The organism is Ochrobactrum quorumnocens (assembly GCF_002278035.1).
In the GTDB taxonomy this organism is placed as follows: Bacteria; Pseudomonadota; Alphaproteobacteria; order Rhizobiales; family Rhizobiaceae; genus Brucella; species Brucella quorumnocens.
The window spans coordinates 1,041,383-1,063,991 of record NZ_CP022603.1 but is presented as its reverse complement, the minus strand read 5'-3'; the positions used below and the strand labels follow the sequence as shown (position 1 = coordinate 1,063,991).

Below are 22,609 nucleotides of genomic sequence, written 5' to 3'. Positions count from 1 at the left end.
CAGGTAATTCGCACGAATGGAACTTGAATAATCATGAGACCCGAACTCGACATCTATGGGATTTATCTTCCGACTTTGGCGGTTTTGGCGCTCGGCGCTTATTTCGCCAATTCTGTGCTGCAACGCCTGCTGGCGCGCGTCCGTTTCTACCGTTTTGTCTGGCATCGACCTTTGTTTGATGCCGCGATGTACTTCTGCATACTCGGCGTAAGCGCCGTACTCTTGAATGGAATACCGCTATGAAAAAGCTCTTTGCACATTCCGGCCGGGTTTTCCTCACCCTCGTCATGGTCACAATGGCAGGGCTGCTTGGCTGGCATCTATGGGACTATTACATGAACGCGCCATGGACACGTGACGGCAAGATACGTGCAGATGTCGTGCGCATCGCTCCGGACGTTTCCGGTCTGGTGAGCGAAGTTCTGGTTCATGACAATCAGACGGTCCAGCAAGGTGAGGTGATTTTCCGCATTGATCAGGCCCGCTACAAGCTTGCGCTCCAGTTGGCCGATGCGAAGCTTGCCAGCAGCAAGGCTGCACTGGATATGGCCAATCGCGATCAGATACGCTACCGCAAGCTCAACGATACGACTGTGACCCAACAGAAAATGGAACAGATCGAAACGACAACCCAGCAAGCTGAAGCCACCTATCGTCAGGCAGAGCTCGACCGCGATCTGGCATCGCTTAATCTGGATCGGTCTTCGGTCAAGGCTCCCGTGAATGGTGTAATCACCAATTTTTCGCTTCAACCAGGTGATTATGTGACGACGGGTTCCGCGGTCACAGCGCTGGTCGATACAGATTCATTTTATGTTTCCGGCTATTTCGAAGAAAACAAACTCGAACGCATCCAGATCGGCGATGCGGTTCTGGTTGATGTGATGGGCAGTCAGGTGCAGCTGAAAGGCAAGGTCGAAGGCATTGCTGGCGGCATTGAAGACCGCGAGCGCACGGATTCAACCAGCCTGCTTGCCAATGTTTCTCCGACGTTCAACTGGGTTCGCCTCGCACAGCGCGTGCCTGTTAGAGTGAAACTGGAGGAAGTGCCGCAGGGTGTTCATCTGGTGGCTGGTCGCACAGTCAGCGTTTCGGTCGTGAACTGAAATTGCCCGTGATGAGAAGCAAAGCCGGGCTATTGTCCGGGCTTTTTTCATGTTAGAGCATTTCCAGCAAAAGTGCGAAGTGGTTTTGCGTAACATAATGCGTGAGAACAAATAGTTAGAGCGGTTCCAGCGCTTCAGCTTAACCGAAACCACTCTAGCAATTTGCGTGAAGAAGTCGCTGTGGGGCTTGGGCTATGAGCGTATTGGTCATCCAGAATTATCCAGATTCGGGCCTCGGACAAATTGAGCCTATATTGCTTGATGCGGGCCATTCGATTGATCTGCGCCATGCCTATCAGGGCGACGCTCTACCAAAAGATGACAGTGATCATCAGGCGCTTATTCTGCTTGGCGGCGAACAGAATGCGCTTGCGGATGCCGAGTTCCCATATTTCCCAGATCTCCTCAATCTCATTCGCGCTTTCGGCAATAAGGACAAGGCGGTGCTTGGCATTTGCCTCGGTAGCCAGCTTATTGCGCGCGCATATGGAGCCGAGAATATTCTGGATCGGCCTATGGAGTTTGGCTGGCACGAAGTGCGGCTGACCGAGAAAGGGAAATGCGATCCGATGCTTGGCGCCGCAGGTTCTGCGTTTCCGATTTTCCATTGGCACCGCGATACGTTTTCATTGCCAGAAGGGGCCATTCACATGGCAGTCAGCGATATGACTGCCCATCAGGCCTACCGGATTGGCCGGGCGATCTATGGTACCCAGTTTCATTTTGAAGCGGACACAAAACTTGTTGTCGACTGGAATGAAACACTCAGCGACATGATCGCTGAGTTTGACCCTGAATGGCCCACTGAATTTCCCGCACATTTGCAACGTTCGGGGGCTGCTGCAGATAAGGCTGGCGCTGCCCTCGCACGTGCATGGATCAATCTGATCTAGCGCGGATGCCCAAAAAAGTTGCCTGTAAACAACACCACTAGCCGATAAGGCGTTGCGACTTTGCCACAGGGGGAAACCATTTGGGTTTTTCCCTTGGAAAGCGACAATTGTAGTCCCCGTGTTCAGTTGCAGGTAACTTTTTTCAGGTGTAACTGAGGCCAACTTCCGGGTGGCAATTGATCGGACAGGGCGCAAGCCTTGCTCATTATGAAAGCTCGGTTTCCCGATCCTCCCGGTAACCCTCTAAAGAGTTTTCGATCATGACCGCTAAGCATGCCGCGCTCCTCACCGTCCTGATGATTTCTGCGATCATGTTTATGGCAGTTGGTATTTTTACAGTCGATGCAGGTAACAGCATGACATCGACTGACGGTTACGGCATTTCCAGCGCGCGTTAATTTTTTGGACTGTCGGCTGGACCAGTCGCTTCGAGAAAGCGTTTTTCAGAACCGTCGATCACGATGGCTGACAACTTTCCACTCTTCCAGGCATAAGTATCGAGATTAACCCGATTGGGTTGAACGTCGATTGAATTCTGCGGCGTATGGCCGTGGATAATGACCTTTTCCAAGGGGTCGGTCCATTTCAGAAACAGCGACCTGATCCACATCAGTTCGTCGGGGTCCTGAGCGTCGAGCGGCACTGCCGGATTAACGCCCGCATGACAGAAAAAGAAATCGCCGAAACTCACTGAATGCGGCATGGAGCGGATGTAATCGATATGCGCTGGCGGTATTGCGTTTACGAGTTGCTTGTATCCCAACACTGCCGAAACCGGATCGTTGAAATCCACCTCAACCCCATAAGAGCGTGCGGTATCACTGCCGCCATGATTGGCAAAAATCCCGTTCGTATCTCCAGTAGCAAGATAGCGCAAAAAACCATCGTCATGGTTTCCGACTAAAGAAACAATGCGCGGATCGTGTGCTGATGCATTCATCAGAAAATCAAGAACACCTTTAGAATCCGGTCCGCGGTCGATGTAATCGCCAAGATGAATAATCCGCCAATCATGTACGGGATTGTGGTCGAGATCGGCGCGGATAAGGCCATGCATATCCAGCACAAGATCAAGGCGTCCGTGAACGTCGCCGATAGCATAAAGCCGGACGCCTTCAGGTCCTTTAGCGTCCTTCAACGTCACGCCAGTCATAAGTCGTCGCTTTCTTTTGCGTCTTTTCCAGCACGCTGACGATAGCGCAAGCGGGATACGCGCTCACGTTCATCGTTCAGTTCTCTGTCATTCGTCGCCTGTTCGACGAACCGGATGTGCTTTTGAACCGCCTCGCGGGCGACTTGCGGGTTGCCTGCAATGACAGCATCGTAAATGGCGCGGTGCTGTGACAGGAACATGTCAGCGACGCCGGGGTAATTGTAAATCAGACTGCGGTTGTAAAAAACCCCGTCTTTGAGCAGTTGATAGCAAGAGCGCAATGTATGCAGCAGCACTATATTATGTGCGGCTTCACCGATAGCATTGTGAAAATCGACATCAAGCCGCGCTTCCGTATCGAAATCACCGGCACCGTGCGCCGTTTCCATTGCGACGATGATTTCCTTCAAGAGTGCCTTGTCGGCAGGCGTCGCGCGCAATGCTGCAAATTCAGCGGCAATGCCCTCTATCTCGCGGCGGTACTCCAGATAATCAGCCTTGGCTTTGCGATGATCGGCAAAAAGCTTCACCACCGGTGCACTGAAAACCTGTCCGATGACATCAGCAACGAATGTACCACCACCGTGACGCGATGTGAGAAGACCGGCATTTTCAAGCCTCTTCAGGGCATCACGCAGAATAGGACGGGAAATATCGAACTGGCGTGCAAGTTCGCGTTCACCCGGAAGCCGGTCGCCACCACGCAAGACGCCTTCGAGAATCAGGCTCTCGATCTGGTGGACGACATCATCCGCTGTACGGCTCGCTTGAATACGTGAAAAAATTGTCTCGGCCATGCCGTTCGAAGCCCTCTCCATATCGGCGGCAAGTTAGCCTTAAGGCCTCAGCCGAGCAACGGGGAGTTTACAGGTTAAACAAAAACCCCGGAAGGTATGCATCCGGGGTTTGAGAAGATTACAGCTCTGCTTCAGGTCTTCTTACGCTTGCGGCCTGAAAAGAAAGCAACGATGCCTGCAACAAGACCATACATTGCCCATTTGATGGGAAGGGCATCGGCGGTTTCACTACGAATAGGAAGCACGGTAACTGTGCCCGGGCGGCTTTCGAAGCCAGCCTTTCCTTCGGCTTTCGCCTGTTCGATCTGCTGCGGGGAAACGACCCATTCTGCGCCGCGCGATTTGTCATAGAACATGAACCCGAAACCGACGATAACGGCAACGACGATTGCGAGAATAAGGCGGGTAGGTGTGTTCATCTTCATTCCTCAAAAATCGGACTGATGTGGGAGGAGCTCCATCCGATTCGTTGAATTATGGGGGCTATAAGGCTATTGCTAATCAACTGCTTAGCCGGCTGCATTGCGCGCTTTTAACAAAAGCGACGCGCTTTCATACGCAATCACATTGGCTTCGTCTATTTTGTAGGCATGTCTTGTGGACAACTACCGCTCTCCCAATAAGGAACCGGCCCGTAAAGATCAGCCAAATAATCTATGAACAATCGTACTTTTGCTGGCAGGAATTGTTTTGAGGGATAGACGGCGTGAATCGCGACATTGCGCGAAGCTGAATAATCAGGGAGCACTTGTACGAGCTTTCCTGCCGCCAATTCTGGCCCGATATCCCAGGTCGAACGTTGCGCAATGCCAAGCCCCGCCAGCACTGCTTCGCGTACCATCTCGCTCGAATTGGTCTGCAATGGTCCTTGCGGGCGAATGGAGATCGGCCCTTTTGGTCCCTCCAGCCGCCACGGGTCATTATTGTGCGGAGCAAGACAAATATGCGCCTGCAGATCCTCGATGGTTTCCGGCGTGCCCCGCTCAGCGATATAATGCGGCGAGGCAACCAGAACACGACGCACTGGCGCCAGACGTCGCGCGACAAGCGTCGAATCCGACAATTCACCAATACGGATGGCCAGATCATAGCCATCGCCGACAATATCCACCATTTCGTCTGATAGCTGCATGTTGACGGTGAGGTCTGAATTGGTCCGCATGAAAGGGACGAGATAAGGCGCGATGTGCATCCGTCCGAAGGTTGTAGGAGCCGATATTTTCAGTGTGCCGCGTGCATTTGCCGATCTGCGGGCAACAAAGGCTTCGGCTTCTTCAATATTGCTCAGAATTGCCAATACGCGCTCGTGATAGCCTTGGCCAGCTTCTGTCAGTGCAATCTGACGCGTGGTGCGTTGCAACAGACGCGTGCCGAGACGTTCTTCAAGTCTTCCCAGTCTTTTGGAAACGACTGCCGGGGACAATCCGAGATCACGTGCCGCTGCTGACATGCTGCCAGTTGTGACAACACGTGCGAAAATCTCCATATCGGCCAGACTGCTCATCATGATAGTTTTAAATCCTCCCCGGCAGATATATGCACTGGTTCATCTAGAGCATTTTCAGCAAAAGTGTGAAGCGGTTTTGCGTTTGAAGATGCGTGAGGAAAAAAGCAGAGCTGTTCGATTGATTCATTTTTAACTAAAGCCGCTTCAGTCGGGGCAGGCAAAGGATCGCAAGGCGATTATGCCGCAGCGTCATAACTGTTTCGCTATATGCCAATTGGTAAAATAATATTACCACTTGACCCAAGCGAGGCCGAATGCACTCTAGTGGATTGAAGTTGACGTTTGAATCCTGACTGACACAAATGCTGTTTCAAACGCCAAATTCGAAAAATCCACTAGATTCAAATGCTTGCTAGTGGTCTTTTTGGTCCGGCATTTGTTCAACATCTTTATCGAAGGATGCAGATGTCGGAATCAGTCCACTGGGGAGGCGGAGGATCATATGAGCGGACTGATTATGCCGGAGCCAAATGCTTTGGTTCTTGAACGGCGCGAGACGATCGTTGCTGATCTTAAGACAATTGTACCCGGTGAGGGAGTTGTCGATACGACCAATGCCATGCGGGTGTTTGAAACCGACGGACTGACCGCGCATCGTGCGCTGCCGCTTGTTGTAGTGTTGCCTGAAACTGTTGAGCAAGTTTCGCAGATATTGCGCTATTGCCATGACAATGAAATTCGCGTCGTGCCGCGTGGTGCAGGCACGTCGCTTTCCGGCGGCTCTATGCCTTTGGTCGATGCTGTGTTGCTGGGCATGTCGCGCTTTAATCGTATCCTGGAAATCGATTACCCAAACCGCGTCGCAGTCGTGCAGCCGGGCGTGACCAATCTCGGCATCACAAAGGCCGTCGAACACGAGGGTTTCTATTACGCACCCGATCCGTCTTCGCAGATTGCATGCTCCATTGGCGGCAATGTCGCAGAAAATGCGGGCGGCGTACATTGCCTCAAATATGGCCTCACGGCCAACAACGTGCTTGGCATCGAAATGGTGCTGATTACGGGCGAAGTGCTGCGACTGGGCGGCAAGCATCTTGATAGTGAAGGCTATGACCTATTGGGCCTCATGACAGGCTCTGAAGGCCTTTTGGGGGTGGTTACGGAAATCACCGTGCGTATTTTGCAGAAGCCGGAAACAGCGCGCGCGGTGATGATCGGGTTCCCATCAAGCGAGCAGGCAGGCCAGTGTGTGGCTGATATTATCGGTTGCGGGATCATTCCCGGCGGTATGGAAATGATGGATCGTCCGGCCATTCAGGCAGCGGAAGATTTTGTCCGTGTGGGTTATCCGCTGGATGTTGAAGCACTGCTGATTGTCGAGCTTGATGGTCCGCCGGTAGAAGTCGATCATCTGATTGGTCAGGTGGAAGCAATTGCGCTTAAAAATGGGTCGACCACCTGCACACTTTCGCAATCGGAAGAGCAGCGACTGGCTTTCTGGGCAGGGAGAAAAGCGGCCTTCCCGGCAGTAGGCCGCATCTCGCCGGATTATCTCTGCATGGATGGCACCATACCGCGCAAGGAATTGCCGCGTGTGCTTTCAGGCATGCGCGATCTTTCCGAAAAATACGGGCTACGTGTCGCCAATGTCTTTCACGCAGGCGATGGCAATCTCCATCCTCTCATCCTTTACGATGCGAATATTCCGGGTGAGCTGGAGGCGGCCGAAGACTTTGGTGCCGACATTTTGCGGCTTTGCGTCAAAGTTGGCGGTGTGTTGACCGGCGAGCACGGCGTTGGCATCGAGAAGCGTGATCTGATGCCAGTCATGTTCAACGAGATCGATCTTGACCAGCAGATGCGCGTCAAATGTGCGTTTGATGCCAAGCATCTGCTCAATCCCGGCAAGGTCTTCCCACAATTGCGTCGCTGCGCCGAGCTTGGCCGCATGCATGTGCATCGTGGCGAATTGGCTTTTCCGGACATTCCCCGATTTTAGGGCGCGTTTTGATGATGACTGACACAAACATAATAAAGCCGCAGGATGAGGCGGGTGTTCTGGAGGCGGTGCAATGGGCCTTGGCCAATTCAACGCCGCTGGAAATCATCGGTCGGGGCAGCAAACGCGGAATTGGCCGACCTATGGCAACAGGTGGTGTGCTTGATGTGTCGAACCTGTCAGGCGTGACACTTTACGAGCCTGATGAACTGGTGCTTTCTGCAAAGGCCGGAACGCCGCTTGCCGAAATCGAAAAACTGTTAGCCGATAACAAGCAGTGCTTTCATTTTGAGCCGATGGATTACGGCCCACTTCTTTCTGGCGAGCCAGGAAGCGGCACGATTGCGGGTGCGCTTGCGGCCAATCTGTCAGGTCCGCGCCGCCTCAAAGCCGGTGCCGCACGCGACCATATATTGGGCGTGCGTGTGGTTTCGGGGCGCGGAGAGTTGTTCAAGTCCGGCGGACGCGTGGTCAAAAACGTGACCGGCTACGATCTTTCAAAAGGCATGGCCAATTCTTGGGGGACGTTGGGCGTCGCCACTGAAGTGACCTTCAAGGTTTTGCCTGCACCTGAAACAGTTGCAACGCTTGCCGTGCGCGGGCTTGATGATGAGGCCGCAAGCCGCATCATGGCCATGGCTATGGGGTCGCGTGAGGAAGTGGCTTCGAGCGCCCATCTGCCGCCAAGTGTGGCTTGGCGCTTTCTGGACGGTAATCTCGGTGGTGAGGCCGCGACCATTCTGCGGATAGAGGGTTTTGCGCCTTCGGTGCGCCATCGTAGCGCTCAATTGCAGGCGTTACTGGGTACTGTTGGGGTGATTGATCTTCTTGATGAGAGACAGTCGCGTCAGCTTTGGCGTGAGGTGCGCGATGTGCTGCCGTTTGTGAAAAAGGGCGATCAGCGCGCAGTTTGGCGCGTGTCCATGGCGCCTATGCAAGGCTGGAAGATGGTGGACGAACTCCGACGCCACGCCGGTGCAGACGCTTATTATGACTGGCAGGGCGGTTTGATCTGGCTGCGCATGGAAGCCGACCCAGAAGCTCATGTGCTGCGTGCTCTTATCGCCAAATATGGCGGTGGACATGCCACGTTGGTGCGGGCACCGGAGCAGGTGCGTGCAAACACGGATGTGTTTGAGCCACAATCGGCAGCACTTGCCGCTTTGTCGCGCCGCCTGAAGTTGCAATTTGATCCGGAGAATATTCTCAATCCGGGCCGTATCTATCCTGAGCAAGCAGGAGTTTGACCCCCATGCAGACCCAATTCAGTCCTGAACAACTGCTTGATCCCGGCGTCAATGAGGCCGAAAAAATCCTCCGCAAATGTGTGCATTGCGGCTTCTGCACAGCGACGTGTCCGACTTACGTGTCACTTGGCAATGAGCTGGATAGCCCGCGCGGGCGCATCTATCTTATCAAGGATATGCTGGAGAACAATCGTCCGGCTGACGAAGAGGTTGTGCGGCATGTTGATCGCTGTCTCTCGTGCCTGTCATGCATGACGACCTGTCCGTCTGGTGTCAATTATATGCACCTGATCGATCATGCGCGGTCGCATATTGAGAAGACCTATAAACGCCCATTTATGAACCGCTTTCTGCGCGATATTCTGGCGCAGGTTCTGCCATACCCAGGTCGGTTCCGGCTGGCGCTGCAATTGGCAAAACTCGGACGCCCGTTCGCTTCTCTGTTTCGTAAGAGCGACACCTTAAGGCCCGTGGCTGCCATGCTCGATCTTGCACCGCAACATTTACCCGCTCATCAACCGGTCGATACTATCAGCCCGGCCAAGGGCCAAAAGCGCGGACGGGTTGCAATTCTCAATGGCTGTGCGCAACCGGTACTCAATCCCGGCATCAACGCTGCCACGCTGCGCTTGCTTAACCGGGTCGGTATCGAGGTGATAACCCCAAAGGGCGAAGGGTGCTGTGGGTCGTTGGTGCACCATATGGGTCGTGAGGAACAGGCGCTTGAGCAAGCGCGGCACAATGTTGATGTGTGGACCCGAGAAATCGACGCCGGGGGCCTGGACGCCATTATCGTGACGACGTCTGGCTGCGGTACGACGATCAAGGATTACGGCTATATGCTGCGATTGGACCCGGCATATAAGGACAAGGCAGCAAAGGTCTCCGCGCTGGCTAAGGACGTGACCGAATATCTGACCTCAATCGAGCTGCCTGAGCCACCACATCCTTCACGTCTGACTGTTGCTTATCACTCGGCTTGCTCCATGCAGCATGGTCAGAAGGTGGTGCGTCAGCCGAAGGATTTGCTCGCTAAGGCAGGCTTTGCCGTGCGGGAGCCTCTGGAGGGGCATCTTTGCTGTGGGTCGGCTGGCACCTACAATATTATGCAGCCTGAAATCGCCACCACGCTTCGTGACCGTAAGGTCAAGAACATTGAGGCCACAGGGGCAGATTTGATCGCAACCGGCAATATTGGCTGTATGACGCAAATCGCAACCGGGAGCCAGTTGCCGATCGTACATACAATCGAATTGCTCGATTGGGCATATGGCGGACCAAAACCAGCTGTCCTTTCAAGCGTCAGTCTTTACTGACTGGGCGTAATGCAAAGGGAAACCTTTGAACCCTTTCGTTTCTTTCAGAACGAAGGTGGTTTGCATCTCTTTGATGCGGGGAAGGCGACGTAAGGTCGACATGGCGAAATCCGCATAGGTATCGAGGTCATGCGATACGACTTGCAGCAGAAAATCTGCGTCGCCCGCAATGCTGTAACAGGTGATGACTTCATCAAGGCCCATCAGTTCGGCAGCAAATTGCTCAGCTTCGGCTTCACTGTGGCTGTCGATCTTGATCCGCACAAAAGCCATGACGCCGAGGCCGATGGCTTTCCGGTCCAGTGTGGCGCGATAACCTTGTATGACGCCATCTTCTTCCAGCTTGCGCATTTTACGCCAGCTTGGTGATGTGGACATGTTGACCTTTTCAGCGAGCGCCTGATTGGTCAGGCGTCCGTCTTCCTGTAAAGCGTCAAGAATCTTGATGTCGGATGGTTCGAGCGAGTTCATTGGAATATACCTGAAATGCGTTTAAATAGGTAGATACTACCAAATTGTAAATAAAAACAGGACATAAAGATAAGAACTACCTTCTTGCTCGGTGTAATTCTGGTTGAAATATCAGTTCCGTCGGAGCCATCATGCAAGAAGATTTACGCCTCGCTATCATCGTTAATCCAGAGCTGTCCTTGGGATTGCTTGCCAATACGGTTGGGGCCATTTCCATCGGTCTGGGTGCAAAGCTGCCATTCATCGCAGCACGACAACTGACCGATAAATCAGGCACTGCGATCGATATCAGTTCTGATCGTCCGGTGCCGGTTCTGCAGGCAGATGCGGAGACTATTCGGGCCATTGTTTTGAAGGCAGCAAGCTTTGAAGAACGACAGGCTGTGGTGGCATTCCCGGCCTTTGCCCGCGCACTGCATGTCTATGCAGAGTATGAAAAGACATTTCCCGATAGGGAGCTTTCGTCGGAAACAATCGATGGGGTAGGCATTGCTGGCCCGGCAAAGTGGGTACGCTCACTGACTGGGAGCCTAAAGCTTTTGCGATAAAACCTGGTAAGAGCGGCTCCGATTAAGACTTAATCGTTGGGGCCGCTCTAACTATTTATTCTTACAAATTATCCTGCCGAAAACGTGTTCGGATTTGGTCCGATACGGCCATCAGCCTTGTCGAGCTTGGTAATTGCATCGTGATCGGTGCCGTTGAGTCGGAAATCGAAAATATCGAAATTTTCCTTGATACGTGCAGGCGTAACCGACTTTGGAATAACAATATTGCCGGTCTCGATATGCCAGCGCAGGATTACCTGAGCGACAGATTTGCCGAGCTTGTCGGCGATTGATTTCAGCGTTGGATTCTCCAGAATGGTGCCCTGACCAAGTGGGCTCCAGGCTTCCGTCGCGATGTCGTGCTTGCTGTGGAACAGACGCAGCTCGTCCTGCTGGAACTGCGGATGCAACTCAATCTGGTTCAGAGCTGGCGTAACGTCGCTTTCCTTCAGGATGCGTTCAAGATCGGCAGTGCGGAAATTCGACACGCCAATGGATTTCGCGCGGCCTTCTTCTTTGAGCTTGATGAAAGCGCGCCATGTTTCCATGAACAGATCCTTGGAAGGAATAGGCCAATGGATCAAATAGAGATCCACATAGTCAGTTCCGAGCTTTTTCAGGCTGGTGTCGAACGCCTTGAGGGTCGATTCATAGCCTTGATCGCTGTTCCAGAGCTTTGTCGTCAGGTAAATATCGCTGCGGGCAATGCCTGAATCGTTGATCGCTTTACCGGTACCTTCTTCGTTGCCATAAATGGCTGCTGTGTCGATGTGGCGATAGCCGACTTTCAACGCTTCACTGACCGCCGCAACGGCTTCATCGTTGCCAACTTGCCAGACACCGTAACCGAGCTGTGGAATGTGGTTGCCGTCGTTCAGTTTTACCGCCGGTACGGTCATGATCTGTCCTTCCCTCTTACGTGCATACTGTTTGATGTATCTTCTCCAGCATATGGGTGTTCGCACAAAAAGTGAAAGGCATTTCCGACATGTTTGTCGGTGGCTAGTGCTCTGATTCCGACATTTGCATCCCTCGATACAGGCATTAAACAAATGTCGGAATCAAAAAGACCACTAGCAAGCATTTGAATCTAGTGGATTTTACGAATTTGACGTTTGAAACAGCATTTGTGTCAGTCGGGGTTCAAACGTCAAATTCAATCAGTAGCGCTCTTTCTTCAAGAAAAAGCCAAAGGTTTCAATTTGATGACAAAAGAGCCGCTGTTACGGCGATAACAGCGGCTTGATAGCTTTGTTTGAAAAGAAAGGGTCAGCGTACCACCACGGGAGTGCCCACGGGAACGCGACCATAGAGATCGGTCACATCTTCGTTACGCATGCGGAAGCAGCCGGAAGACATGGCTTTGCCAATTGTCCATGGCTGATTTGTACCGTGGATACGATAAAGGGTGGAGCCGAGATAAAGAGCGCGTGCACCAAGAGGATTGTTGATGCCGCCCTTCATCTGAGCAGGCAGAATACGTCCCTTCTTGCGCTCACGGGCGATCATTTCCTTTGGTGGTGTCCAGGTCGGCCATTCGGCTTTGCGGCTCACGCGCTGCGTGCCTTTCCAGCCAAAGCCCTGCTTGCCAACGCCAATACCGTAGCGGCGTGCCTGTCCATTGCCTTCAACGAGATAGAGAAAGCGCTTGCTGGTGTCGATCACGAGGGTGCCGGGCTTTTCGCCACCCGAATAGGAAACCGTCTGTGGCAGGAATGCGGGATCAAGTTGTTGCTTCTTGCGCACAACCTTTGCCGGGTTGGCGACAGGGCGCTGCTGGCTCACATTCTGATAGCGCGGCTTTTGCGGCTGCTTCTGGCGAACAATCGTGCGCTTCTGCGGCTCTGCGGCATCGAGTTGCGGCAGGACACGAACCGCCGGTCCATTGAGCTGCGCGATCCAGCGCTGTGATGTTTCATTGTCAACCCGAACCGGTGGTTGGGTTGCGTAACGATCATTGGCAAAAGCCATGCTGGTGGTCACAATGGAGACAGCGATTGCCGCGAGTGATCCGATCAAAAGCAGATGACGTGGTTTCATAAGCCAAATCCGACTGTTTTGCGTTCTGCATCTGCCCGGCATCTGCAATAACGCGGTTGCCCGTCGCACTCCTGACATCTCCTGTCAGGAGAACGGCCCCGAAATTCATGGGCCCATTGTGCGGGACAATGGAATCATAAAGGTAAATTTTGCCGCGTGTCGGGCTTTGACTTGCTTCAAATTAAAGTTGTGGTTAGCGGCAAGTTGCTTGATATGATTAAAAATGAATGAAACTTCGGAGGACAGAAATGAGCGACACGGTGCAGGAAAAGACCGGCTTGATCATCAGTGCTGATGGCAAGATGCGCTGTTTCTGGCCCGGTGAGCTGCCTGATTACATCGCCTATCACGATAATGAGTGGGGCGTTCCTGTAACGAGTGATCAGCGTCTGTTTGAGAAAATCTGCCTTGAAGGTTTCCAGTCTGGCTTGTCGTGGCTGACAATCCTGCGCAAGCGTGAGAATTTTCGTGCAGCCTTTGACGGGTTCGATTTCCACCGCGTGGCTCTTTATGACGATGCAGATATCGAGCGGCTGCTGGCTGACAAGGGGATCGTGCGTCATCGCGGAAAGATCGTGTCCACAATCAACAATGCCAAACGCGCTATAGAGCTGGTCAAAGAAAAAGGGTCGCTCGCTGCCTATTTCTGGCCGTTTGAGCCGGGTGCGGAAGATCGCCCGCAAGTGGTGGATTATCCAACTTTATCGGCCAATCCGACGACTGCCACATCAACCCGAATTTCAAAAGATCTCAAAAAGCGCGGCTGGTCTTTCGTGGGGCCAACCACCGTTTACGCATTTATGCAGGCCATGGGGCTGGTCAATGACCACATCGAGGGCTGCCATTGCCGCCCGAACATCGAAAAGCTGCGGCGAGCGCTGACCCGACCCAAGTAACGCCAATATACGATGCGCCAGCCTCTTAGCGCCATGGTTTAAGAGCGATTGCAGCGGATTCCGTTTTCTGGCACAACCTCGAAGCCTCATTTCAGGAGTGGATCATGGATCTGACATCGCTCGTAGCCTTTGCCGGCATTCTGGTTGTGGCAGCTGGCACGCCGGGGCCGAACATTGGTGCGCTGGTCGCCCGTGTTCTTAGCCGTGGCCATAAGGGCGTGTTTCCATTCATGTTTGGGCTTTGGTTGGGTGACGCGATCTGGCTTTCCCTTGCTGTTTGGGGTCTGTCTGCTCTCGCCCACAGCTTCCATACTGTTTTCCTTGTGCTGAAATATCTTGGCGTCGCTTATCTGATCTATCTTTCGTGGAAAATGTGGTTTGCTCCTGTTGCGGAGAGCGTGGACGAGGATGTGGTCCCCCGCCATGGAGAGGCAAAGAAGCTCTTCTTCAGCGCGTTGGCGGTTACGCTTGGCAATCCAAAGATCATGGTCTTCTACGTTGCGATCCTGCCAACCATCATCGATATTACCAATGTTTCAATCGTTGGCTGGATGGAATTGCTGCTTGTCATGTTCGTGGTACTGGCGCTGGTCGACAGCGCCTGGGTGCTACTCGCAACGCAGGCGCGGCGATTGCTTCGCAGCCCACGGGCAATGCGGATCGCCAACCGCACCAGTGCGGGAATGATGGCTGGTGCCGCCGTCGCCATCGCTACACGCTGATTGTGTAGACTACCCTTGCCGCACCCGTCTTGATGCGTTAGGAAACCGGCAACAGATTTGCCGGTTCTTACTGGCGTAACATGAACAAAATCAGCGATCAGGCAGGAAAAATGGCCGATAAAGCGGACAAGATGAAGGCGCGGTTGCCGCGCGGGTTTGTCGATCGGGTGCCAGATGATCTGCGCGCCACCGAAAAGATGACGGCAACCATCCGTGAGGTCTATGACCTTTATGGGTTTGAGCCGGTCGAAACGCCGCTCATTGAATATACCGACGCGCTTGGAAAGTTCCTGCCGGATCAGGATCGTCCGAATGAAGGCGTGTTCTCGTTTCAGGATGATGATGAGCAGTGGTTGTCGCTGCGCTATGATCTGACTGCACCGCTTGCGCGTTTTGTGGCTGAGAACTATGAAAGCCTGCCCAAGCCTTATCGCAGCTATCGCAATGGCTGGGTTTTCCGCAATGAAAAACCGGGTCCGGGTCGTTTCCGCCAGTTCATGCAGTTCGATGCCGATACCGTTGGCGCGCCAAATGTCTCGGCTGATGCCGAAATGTGCATGATGATGGCTGATACGGTTGAACGCCTTGGCATTCAACGCGGCGATTACGTGATCCGCGTCAACAACCGCAAGGTTCTCGATGGCGTTCTTGAAGCGATTGGCCTCGCAGGCGATGAGAATGCAGGCAAACGCCTCAATGTTCTTCGTGCCATCGATAAGCTCGACAAGTTTGGTGCGGAAGGCGTTCGCCTTTTGCTCGGCAAGGGCCGTCTCGATGAGAGCGGCGATTTCACCAAGGGCGCGTTGCTCGACGATGCAGCCGTGGAAAAGGTTCTGGCCTTCACCGCTGCGGGTGGCGCCAGTGGTGCTGAAACCATTGCCAATCTGAAGGCGGTTGTTGCTGGTAACGCCAAGGGCGAAGAAGGTGTTCAAGAGCTTGCCGATATGGAAGCACTGTTCGACGCTGGTGGTTATGAGGGGCGCGTGAAGATCGATCCATCCGTGGTTCGCGGTCTTGAATATTACACGGGTCCGGTCTTTGAAGCGGAGCTTCTGTTCGATGTGACCAACGAAGACGGCCAGAAGGTTGTGTTCGGTTCAGTCGGCGGTGGTGGTCGTTATGATGGTCTGGTGTCGCGTTTCCGTGGCGAACCTGTTCCGGCAACCGGTTTCTCGATCGGCGTTTCGCGCCTGATGACTGCGTTGAAGAACCTCGGCAAACTTGATGTTTCTGATGTGGTTGGCCCGGTTGTCGTTCTGGTCATGGACAAGGACGCTGCAAGCCTCGGCCGCTATCAGAAGATGGTTTCCGATCTGCGTCAGTCTGGCATTCGCGCTGAAATGTATGTCGGTGGTTCCGGTATGAAAGCGCAGATGAAATATGCGGATCGTCGTGATGCGCCATGCGTGATCATTCAGGGCTCGCAGGAGCGTGAAGCAGGCGAAGTTCAGATCAAGGATCTGATTGAAGGCAAGCGTATCTCTGCTGAAATTGTGGACAACGCGACTTGGCGCGAGAGCCGCCCGGCGCAAGTCACGGTCAAGGAAGAGGGTATCGTTGAAGCAGTTCGCGAAATCCTCGACGCTCAGGCTCGCGATCGCGCACAGCAGATAAAGTGACGGGACGATGACTGGATCACGCACATCACCGATCTTCGCCACGCTTCGTGGTCAACTTGATGCCAGCGAAGCGGAACTTGTTGATATTCCGGTGATCCAGCCTGCTGATCCGTTTTTGGATATGGCGGGCGAGGATTTGCGCCGCCGTATCTTCCTGACCGAAAGCGAGAATGGCGATAGCCTTTGCCTGCGTCCGGAATTCACCATTCCGGTCTGCCGCAATCACATCGCGCTCAATGCCGCAACGCCTAAGCGTTATGCCTATCTCGGCGAGGTTTTTCGTCAGCGCCGCGACGGCGCCGCGGAATTTCTACAGGCAGGCATTGAAGATCTTGGTGCTACAGATGAAGCCGCATCAGATGCGCGGTCGATTGGCGATGCACTCGCATGTGTGCAGTCTGCGGCTGTGGACGTGAAGCTTGAAATCGTTCTGGGTGATCAGGCCGTTTTTGCAGGCATGCTCAAAGCGCTTGGTTTGCCCCAGGGATGGCGCAAGAAACTGCTGCGTGCTTTTGGCGATGAACATACCATGGAATCAGCTTTTGCGGAGCTGACGGGTGAACAGCGCAATGATCCCTTGCCTGAACAGCTCGCGGGCCTTGTCGCCGAAGGTGATGAGGCAGAGCTTGCGCGCATGCTGGAAGCCGAAATGCTGGAAGCCGGTATTTCACCGGGAGCAGGCCGCACGCCTGCCGAGATCGCGCGCCGCCTGATCGAGAAAGAAGATCTGGCTGCAACGCGGTTTCCATCCTCGGCCCTTGAAGTGTTGAAGCGGTTCCTCGCAACGCGTGTTTCGCTGGAAGCTGCTAGCATCACGTTGCGGGCTTTCGCTGCCGATAATGCGCTTGATTTGAATGCCGTTCTGCAAAAATTTGAAGCCCGTACCGACGCAATTATTGCAGCCGGTATTTCGGCGGAAGACATCGTTTATGACGCGTCTTTTGGTCGTCCGCTCGATTATTACACCGGCCTTGTCTACGAAATCCGTCAGGCGGGCAGCGACAAGGATATGGTTTTGGCGGGTGGCGGTCGTTACGACCGTCTGCTGACGATGCTTGGCGCATCCGAAAATATCCCCGGGGTTGGCTTTTCCATCTGGCTCGACCGGCTTCAGGCGCTGAGTGGAGAACAATAATGACTGTGACATTGGCACTTCCTTCCAAGGGACGGTTGAAGGAGCAGACGCTCGCAGTTCTGGAAAAGGCGGGATACAAGGTCGTTCTGCCAGACGATTCACGCAATTATCGCGCGCGCGTCGAAGGTGAGAATGACATCGACATTCTGTTCCTGTCGGCATCCGAAATTGCGCGTGAGCTGGGTTATGGCAGCGTCGATCTTGGCGTAACGGGTGAAGACCTTGTTCGCGAGACGCTGGCTCATGCTGATGAGCGGGTCGCGATTGAAGCGGAGCTTGGCTTCGGTCATGCAGATGTTGTGGTTGCGGTGCCGACAGTCTGGCGCGATGTGACGACTATGGCAGATCTTGATGACGTGGCTGCCGATTTCCGTCAGCGTCATGGACGCCGTTTGCGCATTGCAACCAAATACTGGCGCTTGACGCAGCAGTTCTTTTCGCAAAAGCACGGCATTCAAGTTTATCGTATTGTCGAAAGCCTTGGAGCAACTGAAGGTGCGCCAGCAGCAGGTTCTGCTGATATGATCGTCGACATCACTTCAACCGGTTCGACGTTGACGGCTAATCATTTGAAGGTTCTCGAGGACGGTATCATCCTGCGCTCGCAGGCCTGTCTTGTATCTGCCCGTGGCAGTGAGACAAATACACGGGCTGCAGAAGTCGTTGCGCGTATACGCGAGGGCCTCGCCGGCTGATAAATGCCGAATTGAATTAAAAAAGCCGGTCTGAATTTCAGACCGGCTTTCTTTGTTTAGATTTTTGGCTTGCTGCCAATCAGACCGTAATAGGCGATATAAATGTAGCAGACGATTGGCATCAGGAATGCCAGATGAATGCCAACAGTATCGGCCAAGGCGCCCTGAATGAGCGGGACAATCGCGCCGCCAACAATGGCCAGACACAGAATGCCGGAACCCTGACTGGTGTGCTTGCCAAGACCATGCAGCGCGAGGCTGAAGATCGTCGGGAACATGATCGAGTTGAACAGGCCGATAGCAAGTACCGACCACATGGCAACATGGCCTGTGGTAGCGACTGTGATGAGCAAGAGAACAATTGCGATGGCTGCATTAAAGGCAAGCGCCTTGCCGTCATCAATATAGCGCATTGCAACGGAGCCGATGAAACGTCCGACCATTGCACCGCCCCAGAAATAGGTAACGTGATGTGCGGCATCGGCTTCAGTCAGTCCTGCGATTGAAGGATCACTCAGGAAGTTGACAAGGAAGCTGCCGATGCTGACTTCCGCGCCCACATAGACGAACAGGCCGACTGCGCCGAGCACCAGATGGCGATATTGCCAGGCGGAGCCTTCTTCTTTGCTCGATAAGGCAGCTTCTTCTTCCTGAACATCTGGCAATTTCAGGATCGCGAACACCACTGCGAGAACGGCGAAAGCCAGTGCCAGCAGTAGGTAAGGGAACTGAACCGCATCTGCTTCAGCGGAATTTGCAGCGTCGGTTGTCGCGGCTGAAAGGATCAGGAATGCGCCAAAGAGTGGAGCAACTGTCGTTCCAAGCGAGTTGAAAGCCTGAGTAAGTGTCAAACGGCTCGCTGCGGTTTCCGGAGTGCCCAAAACCGTCACGTATGGATTTGCTGCGACCTGAAGGATTGTGACGCCCGAAGCCAGAACGAAAAGTGCTCCGAGAAACAGCGCGTAGACACGATAAGATGCGGCCGGAATGAACAATGCGCAGCCGATAGCAGCTACGACCAGACCGGTCACAATGCCCCACTTATAGGAGATTCGCTTCACGAGTGCACCGGCTGGCAGCGAGACGATGAAGTAAGCGCCGAAGAAGCAGAACTGGATCAGCATCGACTGGAAGTAGTTGAGCTGAAACACGCCCTTGAGATGCGGGATCAGAATGTCGTTGAGACAGGTGATAAAGCCCCACATGAAGAAAAGCATGGTAAGGCTGGCGAGCGCAAAATTGTAATTTTTGCCCGAATGGGCGTCAGCACGAAGCTGACTATTCGTTGCGGGTGAAACGGCCATTTTTTCTCTACAAGCTAATTTATGAGACACGTCTGGGAGGACGATATGTCTTTCCAAAATGAAAATAGGCGGCTGCATTATCTTACAAGATCGAAGGATGCAATCATTGCGCGTTCAAAGTAACAGTTCTGTGTATTAATAAAGCGAATACTAAAAAGCCGCGCTGTTGAGGCGCGGCTTTTTCAAAATATATATCGAAGCTCGATTAGCCGCGCTTTGCATCGATCGAAATCGAACCCGCACCCTGCAGCGCCAGAAGAATCAGACCGCCGGCAATAGCAAGGTTTTTCTGTGCCATCATCGCGTTCATGCCTTCAGCGAAGTTCATGTGGGCAACAAGGGTTGCACCGATGGTGAAGAGAGCCACGATTGCGGCAGTAATACGGGTCTGGAAACCAACCAGAATGGCGAGGCCACCAACAAACTCAACCAGACCAACCAGAACGGCAGTCACAGTTGGAACCGGCAGGCCGAGACCGGCGAAGTAGCCAGCAGTACCGGAAATTGCAGTCAGCTTGCTGAAGCCAGCGAGAATGAACAGGATCGAAAGAAAGACGCGTGCGACGAGCGTGGCCAAGCCGTTGCTCTGCGGAGTGATAGAGGACATCAGGGGTATCTCCAATTAAACTGAGCAACCAAATACCTACTCCACACTGTCAAGGAAAGATAGATATTCCTCGACAGTTTGTTCACCTCATGTGCACAATCACTCCGGTGCGATCATTTTTTCCGCGCGTACCAAGCGGTCGTAGTCTTCTTCCGAGACGTGACCGCTCTTCAGCGCTTCTTCCCGCAAGGTTGTCCCGTTCTTGTGTGCGGTCTTGGCGATTTTCGCCGCATTGTCATAGCCGATAGCTGGAGCCAGCGCTGTTACGAGCATCAGCGAGCGTTCGAGAAGATCCTTGATACGATCTTCATTCGCTTCAATGCCTTCAACGCAATGGTCGGCAAATGAAACCATGGCATCGCTCAGGATACGGATCGACTGCAGCACATTATAAGCGATGACCGGCTTGAAAACATTGAGCTCGAAGTGGCCCTGACTTGCCGCAACTGTAACTGCCGTCTGATTGCCAAAAACTTGCGTTGCGACCATCGTCAAAGCTTCGGCCTGTGTCGGGTTGACCTTGCCGGGCATGATTGATGAGCCGGGCTCATTTTCCGGCAACGATAGTTCACCAAGACCGGAGCGAGGCCCCGAACCCAGGAAGCGGATATCGTTGGCAGTCTTGAACAGATCAGCAGCGAGCGCATTGAGGCTGCCGTGGAAGTTTGTAAGGGCGCCGTGGCTGGCAAGCGCTTCAAACTTGTTTGGTGCTGTCTTGAAACTAAGTCCTGTGATTTCGCTCACAGCATCGGCAAAGCCCGTGTCAAAGCCCTTTGGTGCATTAAGCCCGGTGCCGACAGCCGTACCACCCTGCGCAAGCAGGAACACGTCAGCGAGTGACTGCTCGATGCGCTGGCGGGCATATTCGAGTGCTGCGCGATAGCCGGAAAACTCCTGACCAAGCGTAACCGGTGTCGCATCCTGCGTATGCGTGCGGCCGATCTTGATGATGTCCTTGAACGCTTCTTCCTTGGCCTTGAGCGCCTTGGTGAGATGTGTCAGTGCCGGATAAAGACGATTTACCGCTTCAACAGCGGTCGCAATGTGAATCGCGGTTGGGAAGCTGTCGTTTGACGACTGGCTCATATTGACGTGATCGTTCGGATGGACCGGCTTTTTGGAGCCGAGTTCACCGCCAAGAAGCTCGATAGCGCGGTTCGAAATGACCTCATTGGCATTCATGTTTGATTGCGTGCCGGAACCTGTCTGCCAGACGACGAGCGGAAAATGATCGTCCAGTTTGCCTTCGATAACTTCGGATGCCGCAACCGCAATCACCTGACCGAGAACGGGGTCCAGCTTGCCCAACGCGATATTGGTTTCAGCTGCTGCACGCTTGACTACGCCCAACGCGTGTACGAGCGGCAGAGGCATGCGCTCGCCCCCGATCTTGAAATTATGCAGCGAGCGCTGCGTCTGCGCACCCCAATAACGGTCGGCGGCTACATCAATCGGTCCGAAAGTATCTGTTTCGGTACGCGTGGCGGTCATTTTCAGTCTCCGGCTTGTTTCAGGCGGGTGAAATGCCCGCCTGTAGAATCGAGAATAACAGCATTGGTGGATTATTGGCTATGCATGCTTGTAAGGCAAAGCCTTAGCGCTCAATCATTTGATAAAATATGATTATAAAAGTCAAATTTTATTGACCGTCTTGAAGCGCTGATGCTCAGTTATCCTCGTTGTCATCATCGCCGTCATCGGTTTCGGAAATCCATGCGGTCGGTTCAACCTTTTGCTGGGTTTTGCTGTCGGTGAAAATCCACCAGCCAGTGTCTGTTTCATCCCAGTCGCCGCCGCCAGCCTTGAGCTTATCGAGCGAACGATACTGGCCAACCGATTCATTGCGTTGATCGTCATCATCGATCCAGACCACAGTGACTTTCCGTCCGTCTTTTGGAGCGGTCGCTATCGGTAGTTCCTTACGCATATGATTATCCATCCCAATTGTCGTTCTGATAATCATAGGGCGAAAAAGCTTTGCGGCAAGCCGGGTTTTGGCCGAGTTATGCAACACGTAGAGCCATTACCCGGCAAGTCATGAGGTTAATCAGCCTGCGCGGGCAGCCTTTAGGGCATGGCCCCACCATGCAAGTTGGTCGAGCATGTTCTTTGCAGCTTCTGCGAGGTGTGGGAAATCATCCAGCGCGTTTTCTTTTTTGACGACTGCCAGATAATCCGGGAACAGGATATGCACGCCGGTTTTAACCGACATGGACGACATTTCTACGGCGATCATACGCAACTGTTCGACAGCACGCGCACCACCAACGCCGCCGTGACCTACAAAACCCATTGGCTTCTGGATCCAGTCACCGTAGTCGATCGCGTTCTTTAAAACGGCCGTGGGTGCATGATTGTATTCAGCGGCGGTGAGGATGTAAGCGTCAAATTCGCGAAGCTTGGTTTTCCACTTGTCGGCGGTCTCAGCTTGTGCGGTTGTGGTGGTCGTGTCCCCATAAAAACCCATCGGGTAATCAGCTAGGTCCAGTATTTCGACATCAAATTCCGGGCGTTCTGCTGCAACCTTTGCGATCCATTCCGCCGAGACTGGCGAGAAACGCTGTTCGCGGGTACTGCCGACGATCACGGCCACTTTAAGCTTGCTCATCAATAT

25 protein-coding genes are annotated in these 22,609 nt (G+C 53.5%); 13 read left to right on the top strand and 12 right to left on the bottom strand.

What is annotated here, in order from left to right:
- The first annotated feature begins 33 nt into the window (after positions 1–33).
- From CES85_RS05025 to CES85_RS27385, 4 genes are all read left to right on the top strand, one after another.
- Positions 34–243: a DUF1656 domain-containing protein gene (locus CES85_RS05025; RefSeq protein WP_095444906.1), complete on the top strand. Its 210-nt coding sequence runs from the start codon at positions 34–36 to the stop codon at positions 241–243.
- Positions 240–1,106 (top strand): efflux RND transporter periplasmic adaptor subunit, encoded by an 867-nt coding sequence (locus CES85_RS05020; protein ID WP_095444905.1) that lies wholly within the window; start codon positions 240–242, stop codon positions 1,104–1,106. The genes CES85_RS05025 and CES85_RS05020 overlap by 4 nt, the downstream gene beginning before the upstream one ends.
- Before the next feature lie 194 nt (positions 1,107–1,300).
- Complete coding sequence (locus tag CES85_RS05015; protein WP_095444904.1) at positions 1,301–1,999, top strand: type 1 glutamine amidotransferase; 699 nt, start codon at positions 1,301–1,303, stop codon at positions 1,997–1,999.
- A 260-nt stretch (positions 2,000–2,259) separates the two neighbouring features.
- A complete protein-coding gene (locus tag CES85_RS27385) occupies positions 2,260–2,397 on the top strand; it encodes a hypothetical protein (RefSeq protein WP_167388247.1) in 138 nt (45 codons plus the stop codon).
- On the opposite strand, the gene CES85_RS05010 is transcribed toward CES85_RS27385, so the two are convergent.
- From CES85_RS05010 to CES85_RS04995, 4 genes are all read right to left on the bottom strand, one after another.
- Positions 2,394–3,152, bottom strand: a complete 759-nt coding sequence (locus tag CES85_RS05010; RefSeq protein ID WP_095444903.1) for a metallophosphoesterase — start codon at positions 3,150–3,152, stop codon at positions 2,394–2,396. The two genes, CES85_RS27385 and CES85_RS05010, sit on opposite strands and share 4 nt — an antisense overlap.
- Positions 3,149–3,949: an FCD domain-containing protein gene (locus CES85_RS05005; protein ID WP_095444902.1), complete on the bottom strand. Its 801-nt coding sequence runs from the start codon at positions 3,947–3,949 to the stop codon at positions 3,149–3,151. Before CES85_RS05005 ends, CES85_RS05010 begins: the two co-directional genes overlap by 4 nt.
- A gap of 131 nt (positions 3,950–4,080) precedes the next feature.
- On the bottom strand, positions 4,081–4,368 hold the full coding sequence (locus tag CES85_RS05000; RefSeq protein WP_095444901.1) for a hypothetical protein: 288 nt from the start codon (positions 4,366–4,368) through the stop codon (positions 4,081–4,083).
- A gap of 158 nt (positions 4,369–4,526) precedes the next feature.
- Positions 4,527–5,456: a LysR family transcriptional regulator gene (locus CES85_RS04995; protein ID WP_095444900.1), complete on the bottom strand. Its 930-nt coding sequence runs from the start codon at positions 5,454–5,456 to the stop codon at positions 4,527–4,529.
- Positions 5,457–5,898: 442 nt separating this feature from the next.
- On the opposite strand from CES85_RS04995, the gene CES85_RS04990 reads away from it, so the two are divergent.
- From CES85_RS04990 to glcF, 3 genes are read left to right on the top strand one after another with little or no spacing between them, the layout of a single operon-like run.
- Positions 5,899–7,395, top strand: a complete 1,497-nt coding sequence (locus CES85_RS04990) for an FAD-linked oxidase C-terminal domain-containing protein (RefSeq protein WP_095444899.1) — start codon at positions 5,899–5,901, stop codon at positions 7,393–7,395.
- Positions 7,396–7,409: 14 nt separating this feature from the next.
- Positions 7,410–8,642, top strand: a complete 1,233-nt coding sequence (gene glcE, locus CES85_RS04985; RefSeq protein WP_095445711.1) for a glycolate oxidase subunit GlcE — start codon at positions 7,410–7,412, stop codon at positions 8,640–8,642.
- Between the two features lie 5 nt (positions 8,643–8,647).
- The gene (glcF, locus tag CES85_RS04980) at positions 8,648–9,958 is read left to right on the top strand and encodes a glycolate oxidase subunit GlcF (RefSeq protein ID WP_095444898.1); all 1,311 of its coding nucleotides are present in this window, start codon (positions 8,648–8,650) and stop codon (positions 9,956–9,958) included.
- Here the strand turns inward: glcF and CES85_RS04975 are convergent.
- The gene (locus CES85_RS04975) at positions 9,938–10,429 is read right to left on the bottom strand and encodes an Lrp/AsnC family transcriptional regulator (protein ID WP_095444897.1); all 492 of its coding nucleotides are present in this window, start codon (positions 10,427–10,429) and stop codon (positions 9,938–9,940) included. The two genes, glcF and CES85_RS04975, sit on opposite strands and share 21 nt — an antisense overlap.
- Before the next feature lie 131 nt (positions 10,430–10,560).
- On the opposite strand from CES85_RS04975, the gene CES85_RS04970 reads away from it, so the two are divergent.
- Entirely contained in the window at positions 10,561–10,977 is a 417-nt protein-coding gene (locus tag CES85_RS04970) for a DUF2000 domain-containing protein (protein WP_095444896.1), read from the top strand.
- A 68-nt stretch (positions 10,978–11,045) separates the two neighbouring features.
- On the opposite strand, the gene CES85_RS04965 is transcribed toward CES85_RS04970, so the two are convergent.
- Together CES85_RS04965 and CES85_RS04960 are read right to left on the bottom strand one after the other, a co-directional pair.
- Positions 11,046–11,876, bottom strand: a complete 831-nt coding sequence (locus CES85_RS04965; protein ID WP_095444895.1) for an aldo/keto reductase — start codon at positions 11,874–11,876, stop codon at positions 11,046–11,048.
- A gap of 370 nt (positions 11,877–12,246) precedes the next feature.
- Complete coding sequence (locus CES85_RS04960) at positions 12,247–13,017, bottom strand: L,D-transpeptidase (RefSeq protein ID WP_095444894.1); 771 nt, start codon at positions 13,015–13,017, stop codon at positions 12,247–12,249.
- Between the two features lie 248 nt (positions 13,018–13,265).
- Between CES85_RS04960 and CES85_RS04955 the strand changes: the two genes are divergently transcribed.
- The 5 genes from CES85_RS04955 (at position 13,266) to hisG (ending at position 18,084) form a co-directional block, all read left to right on the top strand.
- Positions 13,266–13,913, top strand: coding sequence for a DNA-3-methyladenine glycosylase I (locus tag CES85_RS04955; RefSeq protein ID WP_095444893.1), 648 nt, complete (start codon positions 13,266–13,268; stop codon positions 13,911–13,913).
- A 104-nt stretch (positions 13,914–14,017) separates the two neighbouring features.
- Positions 14,018–14,635 carry a LysE family translocator gene (locus CES85_RS04950; RefSeq protein ID WP_095444892.1) on the top strand — a complete coding sequence of 206 codons (618 nt, stop codon included), beginning with the start codon at positions 14,018–14,020 and terminating at the stop codon, positions 14,633–14,635.
- 110 nt (positions 14,636–14,745) lie between these two features.
- Positions 14,746–16,254: a histidine--tRNA ligase gene (gene hisS / locus CES85_RS04945; protein WP_095445710.1), complete on the top strand. Its 1,509-nt coding sequence runs from the start codon at positions 14,746–14,748 to the stop codon at positions 16,252–16,254.
- Positions 16,255–16,261: 7 nt separating this feature from the next.
- Positions 16,262–17,389, top strand: a complete 1,128-nt coding sequence (locus tag CES85_RS04940; protein WP_095444891.1) for an ATP phosphoribosyltransferase regulatory subunit — start codon at positions 16,262–16,264, stop codon at positions 17,387–17,389.
- Positions 17,389–18,084 carry an ATP phosphoribosyltransferase gene (gene hisG, locus CES85_RS04935; protein WP_095444890.1) on the top strand — a complete coding sequence of 232 codons (696 nt, stop codon included), beginning with the start codon at positions 17,389–17,391 and terminating at the stop codon, positions 18,082–18,084. The genes CES85_RS04940 and hisG overlap by 1 nt, the downstream gene beginning before the upstream one ends.
- 56 nt (positions 18,085–18,140) lie before the next feature.
- On the opposite strand, the gene CES85_RS04930 is transcribed toward hisG, so the two are convergent.
- The 5 genes from CES85_RS04930 to CES85_RS04910 form a co-directional block, all read right to left on the bottom strand.
- Complete coding sequence (locus CES85_RS04930) at positions 18,141–19,388, bottom strand: sugar MFS transporter (RefSeq protein WP_095444889.1); 1,248 nt, start codon at positions 19,386–19,388, stop codon at positions 18,141–18,143.
- A gap of 205 nt (positions 19,389–19,593) precedes the next feature.
- A complete protein-coding gene (locus CES85_RS04925; RefSeq protein WP_095444888.1) occupies positions 19,594–19,995 on the bottom strand; it encodes a DoxX family protein in 402 nt (133 codons plus the stop codon).
- A gap of 99 nt (positions 19,996–20,094) precedes the next feature.
- On the bottom strand, positions 20,095–21,486 hold the full coding sequence (gene fumC / locus CES85_RS04920) for a class II fumarate hydratase (protein WP_095444887.1): 1,392 nt from the start codon (positions 21,484–21,486) through the stop codon (positions 20,095–20,097).
- A 175-nt stretch (positions 21,487–21,661) separates the two neighbouring features.
- The gene (locus CES85_RS04915) at positions 21,662–21,922 is read right to left on the bottom strand and encodes a hypothetical protein (RefSeq protein WP_024897733.1); all 261 of its coding nucleotides are present in this window, start codon (positions 21,920–21,922) and stop codon (positions 21,662–21,664) included.
- A 120-nt stretch (positions 21,923–22,042) separates the two neighbouring features.
- On the bottom strand, positions 22,043–22,603 hold the full coding sequence (locus tag CES85_RS04910; RefSeq protein WP_095444886.1) for an NADPH-dependent FMN reductase: 561 nt from the start codon (positions 22,601–22,603) through the stop codon (positions 22,043–22,045).
- Positions 22,604–22,609 lie beyond the last annotated feature (6 nt).

Coding starts and splice junctions, on each gene's coding strand:
- CES85_RS05025 (WP_095444906.1), top strand. CDS start 34: ATGAGACCCGAACTCGACATCTATGGGATTTATCTTCCGACTTTGGCG.
- CES85_RS05020 (WP_095444905.1), top strand. CDS start 240: ATGAAAAAGCTCTTTGCACATTCCGGCCGGGTTTTCCTCACCCTCGTC.
- CES85_RS05015 (WP_095444904.1), top strand. CDS start 1,301: ATGAGCGTATTGGTCATCCAGAATTATCCAGATTCGGGCCTCGGACAA.
- CES85_RS27385 (WP_167388247.1), top strand. CDS start 2,260: ATGACCGCTAAGCATGCCGCGCTCCTCACCGTCCTGATGATTTCTGCG.
- CES85_RS05010 (WP_095444903.1), bottom strand. CDS start 3,152: ATGACTGGCGTGACGTTGAAGGACGCTAAAGGACCTGAAGGCGTCCGG.
- CES85_RS05005 (WP_095444902.1), bottom strand. CDS start 3,949: ATGGCCGAGACAATTTTTTCACGTATTCAAGCGAGCCGTACAGCGGAT.
- CES85_RS05000 (WP_095444901.1), bottom strand. CDS start 4,368: ATGAACACACCTACCCGCCTTATTCTCGCAATCGTCGTTGCCGTTATC.
- CES85_RS04995 (WP_095444900.1), bottom strand. CDS start 5,456: ATGATGAGCAGTCTGGCCGATATGGAGATTTTCGCACGTGTTGTCACA.
- CES85_RS04990 (WP_095444899.1), top strand. CDS start 5,899: ATGAGCGGACTGATTATGCCGGAGCCAAATGCTTTGGTTCTTGAACGG.
- glcE (WP_095445711.1), top strand. CDS start 7,410: ATGACTGACACAAACATAATAAAGCCGCAGGATGAGGCGGGTGTTCTG.
- glcF (WP_095444898.1), top strand. CDS start 8,648: ATGCAGACCCAATTCAGTCCTGAACAACTGCTTGATCCCGGCGTCAAT.
- CES85_RS04975 (WP_095444897.1), bottom strand. CDS start 10,429: ATGAACTCGCTCGAACCATCCGACATCAAGATTCTTGACGCTTTACAG.
- CES85_RS04970 (WP_095444896.1), top strand. CDS start 10,561: ATGCAAGAAGATTTACGCCTCGCTATCATCGTTAATCCAGAGCTGTCC.
- CES85_RS04965 (WP_095444895.1), bottom strand. CDS start 11,876: ATGACCGTACCGGCGGTAAAACTGAACGACGGCAACCACATTCCACAG.
- CES85_RS04960 (WP_095444894.1), bottom strand. CDS start 13,017: ATGAAACCACGTCATCTGCTTTTGATCGGATCACTCGCGGCAATCGCT.
- CES85_RS04955 (WP_095444893.1), top strand. CDS start 13,266: ATGAGCGACACGGTGCAGGAAAAGACCGGCTTGATCATCAGTGCTGAT.
- CES85_RS04950 (WP_095444892.1), top strand. CDS start 14,018: ATGGATCTGACATCGCTCGTAGCCTTTGCCGGCATTCTGGTTGTGGCA.
- hisS (WP_095445710.1), top strand. CDS start 14,746: ATGGCCGATAAAGCGGACAAGATGAAGGCGCGGTTGCCGCGCGGGTTT.
- CES85_RS04940 (WP_095444891.1), top strand. CDS start 16,262: ATGACTGGATCACGCACATCACCGATCTTCGCCACGCTTCGTGGTCAA.
- hisG (WP_095444890.1), top strand. CDS start 17,389: ATGACTGTGACATTGGCACTTCCTTCCAAGGGACGGTTGAAGGAGCAG.
- CES85_RS04930 (WP_095444889.1), bottom strand. CDS start 19,388: ATGGCCGTTTCACCCGCAACGAATAGTCAGCTTCGTGCTGACGCCCAT.
- CES85_RS04925 (WP_095444888.1), bottom strand. CDS start 19,995: ATGTCCTCTATCACTCCGCAGAGCAACGGCTTGGCCACGCTCGTCGCA.
- fumC (WP_095444887.1), bottom strand. CDS start 21,486: ATGACCGCCACGCGTACCGAAACAGATACTTTCGGACCGATTGATGTA.
- CES85_RS04915 (WP_024897733.1), bottom strand. CDS start 21,922: ATGCGTAAGGAACTACCGATAGCGACCGCTCCAAAAGACGGACGGAAA.
- CES85_RS04910 (WP_095444886.1), bottom strand. CDS start 22,603: ATGAGCAAGCTTAAAGTGGCCGTGATCGTCGGCAGTACCCGCGAACAG.